This window comes from Mycobacterium sp. E2479 (assembly GCF_001667925.1).
Lineage (GTDB): Bacteria > Actinomycetota > Actinomycetes > Mycobacteriales > Mycobacteriaceae > Mycobacterium.
The window spans coordinates 91,567-100,473 of sequence record NZ_LZJR01000059.1 but is presented as its reverse complement, the minus strand read 5'-3'; the positions used below and the strand labels follow the sequence as shown (position 1 = coordinate 100,473).

12 protein-coding genes are annotated in these 8,907 nt (G+C 65.3%); 8 read left to right on the top strand and 4 right to left on the bottom strand.

The features are described from left to right. Positions 1 to 232: 232 nt before the first annotated feature. Complete coding sequence (locus A5686_RS07315; RefSeq protein ID WP_067932563.1) at positions 233 to 715, bottom strand: MarR family winged helix-turn-helix transcriptional regulator; 483 nt, start codon at positions 713 to 715, stop codon at positions 233 to 235. Positions 716 to 812: 97 nt separating this feature from the next. Here A5686_RS07315 and A5686_RS07310 point away from each other — a divergent pair, with 97 nt between their 5' ends. Both A5686_RS07310 and A5686_RS07305 read left to right on the top strand, forming a co-directional pair. Further along, positions 813 to 1,436 (top strand): NADPH-dependent F420 reductase, encoded by a 624-nt coding sequence (locus A5686_RS07310; protein WP_067932562.1) that lies wholly within the window; start codon positions 813 to 815, stop codon positions 1,434 to 1,436. Positions 1,437 to 1,523: 87 nt separating this feature from the next. Further along, positions 1,524 to 2,423 (top strand): TIGR03619 family F420-dependent LLM class oxidoreductase, encoded by a 900-nt coding sequence (locus tag A5686_RS07305; RefSeq protein ID WP_067932560.1) that lies wholly within the window; start codon positions 1,524 to 1,526, stop codon positions 2,421 to 2,423. A 47-nt stretch (positions 2,424 to 2,470) separates the two neighbouring features. Here the strand turns inward: A5686_RS07305 and A5686_RS07300 are convergent, their stop codons facing one another. Continuing rightward, complete coding sequence (locus A5686_RS07300) at positions 2,471 to 3,469, bottom strand: phosphotransferase family protein (protein ID WP_067932588.1); 999 nt, start codon at positions 3,467 to 3,469, stop codon at positions 2,471 to 2,473. A 39-nt stretch (positions 3,470 to 3,508) separates the two neighbouring features. Continuing rightward, the gene (locus A5686_RS07295; RefSeq protein ID WP_067932558.1) at positions 3,509 to 3,868 is read right to left on the bottom strand and encodes a nuclear transport factor 2 family protein; all 360 of its coding nucleotides are present in this window, start codon (positions 3,866 to 3,868) and stop codon (positions 3,509 to 3,511) included. 125 nt (positions 3,869 to 3,993) lie between these two features. Between A5686_RS07295 and A5686_RS07290 the strand changes: the two genes are divergently transcribed. From A5686_RS07290 to A5686_RS07270, 6 genes are all read left to right on the top strand, one after another. Further along, positions 3,994 to 4,938 (top strand): class I SAM-dependent methyltransferase, encoded by a 945-nt coding sequence (locus tag A5686_RS07290; RefSeq protein WP_067932556.1) that lies wholly within the window; start codon positions 3,994 to 3,996, stop codon positions 4,936 to 4,938. Positions 4,939 to 5,034: 96 nt separating this feature from the next. Continuing rightward, positions 5,035 to 5,445, top strand: a complete 411-nt coding sequence (locus A5686_RS07285) for an MmcQ/YjbR family DNA-binding protein (RefSeq protein WP_067932554.1) — start codon at positions 5,035 to 5,037, stop codon at positions 5,443 to 5,445. A gap of 103 nt (positions 5,446 to 5,548) precedes the next feature. Further along, positions 5,549 to 5,788, top strand: a complete 240-nt coding sequence (locus A5686_RS07280; protein ID WP_067932586.1) for a hypothetical protein — start codon at positions 5,549 to 5,551, stop codon at positions 5,786 to 5,788. 25 nt (positions 5,789 to 5,813) lie between these two features. Beyond that, on the top strand, positions 5,814 to 5,969 hold the full coding sequence (locus A5686_RS27130) for a DUF6131 family protein (protein WP_156749985.1): 156 nt from the start codon (positions 5,814 to 5,816) through the stop codon (positions 5,967 to 5,969). Positions 5,970 to 6,119: 150 nt separating this feature from the next. Further along, positions 6,120 to 6,824, top strand: coding sequence for a response regulator transcription factor (locus tag A5686_RS07275; RefSeq protein WP_067932552.1), 705 nt, complete (start codon positions 6,120 to 6,122; stop codon positions 6,822 to 6,824). After that, positions 6,802 to 8,313, top strand: a complete 1,512-nt coding sequence (locus tag A5686_RS07270; protein ID WP_067932550.1) for a cell wall metabolism sensor histidine kinase WalK — start codon at positions 6,802 to 6,804, stop codon at positions 8,311 to 8,313. The genes A5686_RS07275 and A5686_RS07270 overlap by 23 nt, the downstream gene beginning before the upstream one ends. Before the next feature lies 1 nt (position 8,314). Here A5686_RS07270 and A5686_RS07265 read toward each other — a convergent pair whose 3' ends face one another. Then, positions 8,315 to 8,782 carry a lipoprotein LpqH gene (locus tag A5686_RS07265; RefSeq protein WP_067932548.1) on the bottom strand — a complete coding sequence of 156 codons (468 nt, stop codon included), beginning with the start codon at positions 8,780 to 8,782 and terminating at the stop codon, positions 8,315 to 8,317. Between the last annotated feature and the right edge of the window lie 125 nt (positions 8,783 to 8,907).

The window sequence follows — 8,907 nt, the reverse complement described above, 5'->3', positions numbered from 1 at the left end:
CGCGACTCATCAGGCATCGACACAGATGTCACCCATGACCCGACTCATCTGTCACCTATGTCGTGAACTCAGACACCTTCGGGCGCGCTCGGTGTATGACCCCGGCTGATGCGTGACATTTCGTCGTCGGGTGATGCGTGACAGTGTTTCGGCTGATGCGTGACAGTTGTTTCGGTTGATCGGTGACACTCCCTGGATGAAGAAGTTCAGCGTGGCCGAGCGGCGATGAAGGTCATGGGGAATCTTCGTCGGTGGCGGAATCGTCGTCGTTGGCCAGGTGCCGCAGGACTCGTTCGTTGAGGGCGGCGAGCATGTCGAGCTCAGCCGGGCTGAGCAGGTCGATGAAGTTCCGGCGGACGTCCTCCACGTGCCCGGGCGCCGCCTTCTGGATGGCGGCCCGGCCGGCCGGCAGTAGGCAGATCATGGTGCTCCGGGCGTCGTCGGGGTTGGGCTCGCGGCAGATCAGCCCGTCCTTCTGCATGCGTCGCACTTGGTGGGAGACACGGCTCTTCTCCCAGCCCAGCGCTTTGCAGAGGTCTCGTGCGGGCATGCGGTCCCCGTCGTGACCCGAGAGCACCGCCAGGATCTCGTAGTCGGCGCCGGACAGGCCCGATTCCTGCAGACCGCGATTCAGGTGCACGTCGAGTTGATGATGCGCATGCTGGAACGCCCGCCAGGCGCGGTCTTCGCGAGGATTCAGCCAGTTCGGTTCCATTAACCGCCATGTTACGGGATTAGTTGACGCATCAACAAATGATGCCTAAGGTTGAATCGTCAACCTTTTCGATTCGATAGTCAGGATGTGACACCTCATGAGCAGCATCAGCATCATCGGCACCGGGAACATGGCCCGCGCGATCGGCGCGCTGGCGGTAGCGGGCGGAAACACCGTCGAGGTCATCGGTCGCGATCGGTCCAAGGCCGCTGAACTGGCCAAAGCTCTCGGCGGCGGCGCCACGACGGGAGAGTTCGGCGACGTGCCGGCCGGGGACATCGTCATCGTGGCAGTGTTGTACGCCGATGTCGTTCCGGTGGTCGCCCAATACGGCGAGGCCCTCGCGGGCAAGGTCATCGTCGACATCAGCAACCCCTTCAATTCCACCGCCGACGGGCTCGCCATCCCCGATGACACCTCGATCGCGCAGGAAGTCGCCAAGGCGGCCCCGGCCAGCGCCCGCGTGGTGAAGGCCTTCAACACGATCTTCGGTGTTGTCCTGGCCCAGGGCCGGCCGCTGGACGTCTTTATCGCCGGCGACGACGCGCGCGCCAAGGAGGGCGTCGCGGAGTTCATCGAGAGCCTTGGGCTGCGCCCGCTGGACGTCGGCGGCTTGAACATGGCGCACTGGCTGGAGGGAACGGGCCTGGTCGTCATGGGTCTCGCCAGCCACGGGGTGGGGAACTACGACTTCGCCCTCGGCGCCGCCGTTCCCGCATGACCGCCCGCCGTGGGTCCAAGCAGCGAACGAGCAGGGGCGCCGTGCGTCACGAAAAATGGTTGATCGATCATCGAAAGGATTGTAGCGATGAAGCTTGGTTTCGCACTTCCCATCGTCGGGCCCGCTGTCAGCGGCGCCGATGGTCTGAGTGCGTTCTGCCGCGGACTCGAGGACCTCGGCTATGACACGCTGTGGGTCGGCGATCGCCTGGTCACGCCGGTCGATATGCGCAGCACCTACCCGGGCAAAGAGCAGCCGTACCCGCCGCAGATGACCCGCTACCTCGATCCGGTGCTGCTGTGGACGGTCGCCGCGACGGCGACCAGCCGGGTGCGGCTGAACGCCAGCACGCTCAGCACGTTCTACTACGAGCCGGTGCACCTGGCCCGGCTGCTGACCACGCTCGACGTGCTCAGCGACGGCCGCCTCGACGTTGGCGTGGGAATCGGGTGGATGAAGGACGAACACGACATCGCCCGCGGCGCGGACTGGCGCCGCCGCGGGAAGATGCTCGATGACCTGCTCGCGTTCCTGCACGAGTGGTGGACGACCACCCCGGTGTCCTGGGACAGCGAGTTCTTCTCACTGCCACCGGTCCATGCCGACCTGCGCCCGGTCCAGGCCGGCGGTCCGCCCATCTGGATCGGCGGTGCCAGCGAGGCCGCGATGCGTCGGGTCGGCCGCAGCGGCACCGGCTGGCTCGGGGTCGAGGGGCTGCAGGACGAGGTCACCGACCACCTGTGGTCGATTGCGCGCCGCGCGGCGAAGGACGCCGGCCGCGATCCGGATGCGCTCAAGTCGGCCATGCGGATCAACCTCGAACCCGGCACGTCCGTGGACTCTGTCGCGGATAAGCTCGAGCGCCTCGCCCGGTCCGGTGCCGATGAGGCGATCGTGGATGCCTTCGCAATGTTCCACACGCTTGACCAGATGCTTGATTTCGCCGGCCAGGTAATCGCCCGGTGGAGTGGTCGTGGGAAAGCTTGACGGCAAAGCACGGCGTCGGTGGTGGCGGCTCGGACTGTGTCAGTAGGTCAGTCCTGGTCGGAGATGAGGCCCAGCGCCCGCTCGAAGAGATGAACCGTGGCCGCGTGCAGTTGGTCGCCGACCTCCTTCTCCGCCTTCCCGGCGCAGGCCCGCGCTAGCGTCCCCTCGATCACGATCCCGAGCTTGAAGCACGCCAGCACGGTGTACCAGGCGATGTGGGACAGGTCGCGGGTGGTGTTGGCGGCGTAGCGCTCGAGGAGTTCGTCGGTGGTGGCCAGACCGCCCTGCCCGCCGAGGGCGTGGCTGAACACGCTGGAACCGTCGGGCTGGCGCCAGGTGGCCAGCAGCCAGCCCAGATCCAGCAGTGGGTCACCGATCGTGCACATCTCCCAGTCGACGATCGCGACCACGTCCGGGCCGGTGCGGGAGAACATCACGTTGGCGGCGTGATAGTCGCCGTGCATGATGCCCGGCGTCCAGCGGGCCGGGCGGTGGCGCTCCAGCCAGGCCGACACCTCCTCGATGCCCGGGATGTCGGGTCCCGGGTAACCCTCGTACTCGTTGTAGGACGCCAGCTCCGAAAGCCAGCGCGGCACCTGGCGTTCCAGGAAGCCCTCCGGCTTGCCGAAATCGGCGAGTCCCACCGCGATATGGTCGACGGCACCGAGCTTCGCCAGCGCGTCGGCCATCGACAGGCCCATGCCGTGGCGCACCGTGGCATCGCCGGCGTGTAGGGGCGGCAGGCCCTCGCCCGCGTTGAATCCGTCGACCGGGTCCATCAGGTAGAACACGGCGTCGCCCAGCACGCTCGGGTCCTCGCAGGCTGCGATCAGGCGGGGGTGGGGGACATCTGAACCAGCCAGTGCGGCAAGGACTTTCGTCTCACGTAGGATCACAGTGTTGCTGCGCGGACGTAAGTGTCGTGGCCCGCGGCGCAGCACATAGGGCCGGCCGGCCCTGGTGAAGCGCAGCATGACGTTCTGGGTCCCACCGGTGACATTGGAAACGTCCTGCAGTGGTCCCTCGCCGAGTCCCTGTCCGGACATCCACTGCGCCACCGCTTCCAGGTTGACGTGATCCACTCTTCAGCCCTTCGGGTGCGCCGTATACCGGACGGTCTGCGCTCGGATCATGCCGTCGCGAAACACGAAGGTGTCAACGCCGTCATCGACCCGATTGACGGCCGAGTCGGCGGACCACTCGAGGAACAGCACATCCTCGTCGAACAGCTGGGTCCTCAAGTCCCAGTTCGCATCCGGCAGATCGGCGAGCAACGCCGCGAATACTCGACGGATGGCGTCCTTGCCGCGAGCGATGCCTGCGGGGCTGAGCAGCACGGAATCTTCGGCGTAGTCGACGACAATCTCGTCAAGATCGCCCGCCGCCAGGGCACTGCCGTGGTGGGCGAATACCTCCCGCGGCGTACGTGGCGGATTGGGCGTCATGGCACTCCCTTGCAACCTGTGGACCGTCTGGGAAAAAGACTAGGACAGGGCCGACGGGCGGCCTCGGCGGGCGGCGGCTGGAAGAATAGTGTGCATAACTTACTTTCTGGGGAAGGAAATTGGCGATGCCGCGGACCGACGATGACTCCTGGGAAATCACTCAAAGCGTCGGGGCCACCGCGCTGGGTGTCGCGGCGGCTCGCGCGGCCGAAACCGAGAGCGAGAACCCACTGATCAATGATCCTTTCGCGCGCGTGTTCGTCGACGCCGCGGGCGAGGGAATGTGGAGCATCTACGCCGACCCGGCGCTGCTGGTCAAGGCCGGCGGCATCGAGCCGGATCTGCGGAATCGGCTACAGCTGATGGTCGACTTCATGGCCACCCGGACGGCGTTCTTCGACGAGTTCTTCCTCGGCGCCGCGGACGCCGGGGTTCGGCAGGTGGTGATCCTGGCCGCCGGCCTGGACGCACGCACTTGGAGGCTCCCGTGGCCCGATGGCACCGTCGTCTACGAGCTCGACCAGCCCAAGGTGCTGGAATTCAAATCCAACACCCTGAGCGAGCACGGGGCGAAGCCCAAGGCGCAGCTGGTCAACGTCCCGATCGATCTCCGGCAGGATTGGCCGAAAGCGCTGCAGGAAGCGGGCTTTGACGCCTCCAAGCCCGCCGTGTGGTCGGCCGAGGGCCTGGTTCGTTACCTGCCCGCACAGGCCCAGGACCTGCTGTTCGAGCGGATCAATTCGCTCAGCGCCGTGGGCAGCTGGGTGGCGTCCAACGTGCCCGACTCGGGCTTCACCGACCCCGATCGTGTGCAGCGGCAGCGCGACGAGATGCGACGGCTGCGGGCCGCGGCCGCCCAGCTGGTCAACGCCGAGATCACGGACTTCGACGATCTCTGGTACCCCGAGGAGCGCACGCCCGTCGGCGACTTCCTGAGTGACCGCGGTTGGGACGTCACGACGGCGTCGTTCTCGGAGTTGATGGCGCGGTATGACCGCAGCGTGCCGAAGGGCTCGGAAGACTCGATGCCGCCCACTCTCTACGTATCCGCGCAGCGGACGGCGGACTAACCGCTGGACGGGTCGCTGCGACGATCAAACGTCAAGTACCACAACATCTCTCGCCAGGATGACGAGCGGTGCCGGACGGACGGTACCCTCGTCGTCATGGCCGCTCGACGCGCCCGGTTAAGCGACGTCCATGAGATCGCCGCCGCCATGCCGCACGTCCAGCGCCTGGAGGGCCCGAAGGGCAATGCGATCTACCAGGTGGGCGGGAAGTCATTCGTCTTCTTTCGCACGCCTCGGCCCGACGCGACCGATCCGGACACCGGCGAGCGCTATACGGACGTGATCATGCTTTGGGTGGAGTCGGAAAGCGACAAGTTGGCGTTGATTTCCGATCCCGTTTCGCCGTTTTTCACCACGGACCACTTCGACGGGCACCCGTCGGTGTTGGTGCGGGCCAGTCGGCTGGCGGAAATCAGCAGAACCGAATTAGCTGAGCTGATCCAGGACGCCTGGTTGTCCAGAGCGTCGAAGAAGCGGGCCGCCACCTGGCTCGCCGACCACCTGTAACGTCCAGGCCGCACCGACAAGCGCTGTTGCATAACCTATTGCATGTTTAGACACGAGTTGAATGGGTAATTTCACGTCCACGAGAAACTCCTTCTCGTCCACATTGGAGGTCACGATGCGTGGCAGCGGGATCATCGGAACGGTTGCGTTGGTGTGGTTGCTGATCGGAGTAATCGCGGCGTGGCAGCGCGACTACTTCAAAAACGACAACACATCATGCGCCTCGGCGGGCACGGTTGCGGTGACCGTGATCGCTGGACCCTTGAATTATTTCGGTGTCAATCCGAAAGTGACGGATTGTCATCTGCCGCAACCAAGTTCAATGCAATCGATAAACCTCTAACCACTCACTCAAAGGAAAGTCGAAAATGGTTATCTTAGGGATCATCCTGCTTATTCTGGGATTTTTCTTCCACGTACCTATCCTGACCACGCTGGGCGTTGTGCTCCTTGTCATCGGCGTGATCCTCTGGATTCTGGGCTCGGTCGGCCGCCCGGTGGCCGGTCGCCGCTACTGGTATTAACGGCTTAGACCGAATGCGGATCGCGCGGCTGCTCAGCAGTCGCGCGATCCGCTTCACAGGACACACATAGGTTTGCCATAGTCTCGGCTCAGTCCGCGGCGGATACTGGAGGTTGTGACGCAGCCCCGAGCCTCGGTCGAGCGGGTTGTTATGTGTCGTGCAGACGGCAACCCCATCAACGTTCTGGTCGTAGACGACGAATCCGTGCTGGCGGACATGGTGTCAATGGCACTGCGGTACGAGGGTTGGAACATCTCGACCGCCGGCGACGGGGCATCGGCAATCGCGACCGCTCGCTCCCAGCGACCCGACGTGGTTGTGCTGGACGTCATGCTGCCCGACATGAGCGGGCTCGACGTCTTGCACAAACTCCGCGAGGAGAACCCGCAGTTGCCGGTGCTGCTGCTCACCGCCAAGGATGCCGTCGAAGACCGTATCGCCGGACTGACGGCCGGTGGCGACGACTATGTCACCAAGCCGTTCAGCATCGAAGAGGTGGTGCTGCGCCTGCGAGCCTTATTGCGCCGCACCGGGGTGACGACGGTGGACAGCGGCGCACAACTGGTGGTCGGAGACTTGGTGCTCGATGAGGACAGCCACGAGGTCACCCGCGCGGGTGAGCCAATTTCGTTGACCTCCACCGAGTTTGAACTGTTGCGATTCATGATGCGCAACTCCAAGCGGGTGCTGAGCAAAGCCCAAATCCTGGACCGGGTATGGAGTTACGACTTCGGGGGCCGGTCCAACATCGTCGAGCTCTACATTTCCTACCTGCGCAAGAAGATCGACAACGGCCGAGAACCGATGATCCACACGCTGCGCGGTGCGGGTTATGTCCTCAAGCCGGCCCGCTGATACCCGAAGGGTCTGGTCCCTTCGCCTGCGGCTGCTGGTCGGTCAGATCGTCGTGTTGGCGTTCGTCTGCGTCGGCATCACCGCCGCGACCGAACTGGCGCTGCTGCACCACTTGGTGGCCCAGCTCGACGGGCAGCTCGCCGGCACCTCCTACCGCTCGGCCCTCATGTACCCCGAGCAGCCCCATTCGGGCTGGCGGCATCGGCACGTCTATCCGCGACCGGGCCCGGGCCCGCGATTCCTGGATGCCCCGGGCCAGCCGGCGGGCATGGTGGCGGCGGTGGTCAGTCACGGGAACACCGTGGACGCCGGCTACACGACGAGCAGCGGTGACCGAGCCGAGCTGACCCCGGCCGCCCAGCAGCAGCTGTCCGGGATCGCCGGCAGCCGCAAGCCGGTGACACTCAACCTCGACGGGCTGGGTCGCTACCGGGTGATCGCGGCGCCGAGCCGCAGCGGCGGCGACGTCATCGTCACCGGCTTGTCGATGGCCAACATCGACGCCACCCTGATGCGGATGCTGGTCATCTTCGGAATCGTCACGGTCGTCGCGCTGGTCGCGGCGACCACGGCCGGTGTGATCATCATCAGGCGGGCGCTGGCGCCGTTGCGCCGCGTCGCGCAAACCGCGAGCGAGGTGGCCGGCCTGCCGCTGGCGCGTGGTGAGGTCGAACTGCCGGTACGCGTGCACGAATCCGACGCGAACCCCGCCACCGAGGTAGGGCAACTCGGTGCGGCCCTCAACCAGATGCTGGACCACATCGCGGCCGCGCTCTCGGCGCGCCAGGCCAGCGAGACGCGGGTTCGCCAGTTCGTCGCCGACGCCAGCCATGAGCTGCGCACGCCACTGGCGGCGATTCGCGGCTACACCGAACTGACTCAACGGATGGGCGACGATCGCGAGGCCGTGGCGCAGGCCATGAGCCGGGTGGCGTCCGAGACCGAGCGGATGACGCGCCTTGTCGAGGACCTGCTGCTGCTGGCCCGGCTGGACTCCGGCCGCCCGCTGGAACGCGAACCGGTGGATCTGTCCCGGTTGGCGGTGGACGCGGTCAACGACGCTCACGTCGCCGGACCCGACCATCAATGGGAACTCGACCTACCCGAAGAACCGGTGGTCGTTACTGGAGACGCTGCCCGGCTGCATCAGGTGCTGACGAACCTGCTCGCCAACGCCCGCGTCCATACCGGGCCGGGCACCGTCGTGACGACGCGGTTGAGCAGCGAGTCATCGCACACCGTGCTGCAGGTCATCGACAACGGGCCCGGCATTCCGGCGGCGTTGCAATCGGAGGTGTTCGAACGGTTCGCCCGGGGTGACTCCTCGCGCTCCCGCAAGGGCGGCAGCACCGGACTTGGCCTGGCGATTGTTTCCGCGGTTGTCAAGGCGCACAACGGAACTATCGCGATGGACAGCGCGCCGGGCCGCACGGAGTTCACGGTGCGGTTGCCACCCAATGGATGGCAACCGCCCGCTGTCGATCCTTAGGTCAGGAGCAAGTCGCGTCGATTTCGAACGGCTTGTTGACCGGCTGCATCGGGTTCGCCATGTCGACGCCGGTGGCAGTGCCCGTGACCTTGTACGTGTTGCCGTCCTTGGTCGCCGAGGCGTTGCCCTGGCCACCTTGCGCGTACTGAAGTGTCACGCCGTTGACGTTGCCGAGCTGGACTGCCTTCACCGCGAGCGGATCGGCGTCAGCGAGCACGACGCTGATCCCGGTGGTGTTTCCACCGACCGCAATTGAGATATTGCCGCCGGCCTTGGTGCAAATAGTGGTCCCCTGGACGTTCTGGTCCTTGCCGTCGATGATGACCTTCGAGGAGTTGTTGCCTCCGGCCGACACGGAGCCTCCCGGCACCGAGGTCGAAACGCCATTCGATTTGTTGCTCGAACATCCCGATATCCCTGCGACCAGAATTGCCGCTCCAGCTGCCGCGACAGTCAGTCCACGCTTCACCTGTTCTCCTTTGCCCGATTGTTGCGGACCTCGGCATTGAGGGCCGTCAAGGCAGTATGCGTGTTTGCCCAGTCGCGCACGAGGAGTTCGGCGAAAATTCCTTCCGAACGCCGGGAGCCACATCG

Excerpts from the sequence above, each read along its gene's own strand:
- A5686_RS07315 (WP_067932563.1), bottom strand. The coding sequence starts at position 715 with ATGGAACCGAACTGGCTGAATCCTCGCGAAGACCGCGCCTGGCGGGCG.
- A5686_RS07310 (WP_067932562.1), top strand. The coding sequence starts at position 813 with ATGAGCAGCATCAGCATCATCGGCACCGGGAACATGGCCCGCGCGATC.
- A5686_RS07305 (WP_067932560.1), top strand. The coding sequence starts at position 1,524 with ATGAAGCTTGGTTTCGCACTTCCCATCGTCGGGCCCGCTGTCAGCGGC.
- A5686_RS07300 (WP_067932588.1), bottom strand. The coding sequence starts at position 3,469 with ATGTCCGGACAGGGACTCGGCGAGGGACCACTGCAGGACGTTTCCAAT.
- A5686_RS07295 (WP_067932558.1), bottom strand. The coding sequence starts at position 3,868 with ATGACGCCCAATCCGCCACGTACGCCGCGGGAGGTATTCGCCCACCAC.
- A5686_RS07290 (WP_067932556.1), top strand. The coding sequence starts at position 3,994 with ATGCCGCGGACCGACGATGACTCCTGGGAAATCACTCAAAGCGTCGGG.
- A5686_RS07285 (WP_067932554.1), top strand. The coding sequence starts at position 5,035 with ATGGCCGCTCGACGCGCCCGGTTAAGCGACGTCCATGAGATCGCCGCC.
- A5686_RS27130 (WP_156749985.1), top strand. The coding sequence starts at position 5,814 with ATGGTTATCTTAGGGATCATCCTGCTTATTCTGGGATTTTTCTTCCAC.
- A5686_RS07275 (WP_067932552.1), top strand. The coding sequence starts at position 6,120 with ATGTGTCGTGCAGACGGCAACCCCATCAACGTTCTGGTCGTAGACGAC.
- A5686_RS07270 (WP_067932550.1), top strand. The coding sequence starts at position 6,802 with ATGTCCTCAAGCCGGCCCGCTGATACCCGAAGGGTCTGGTCCCTTCGC.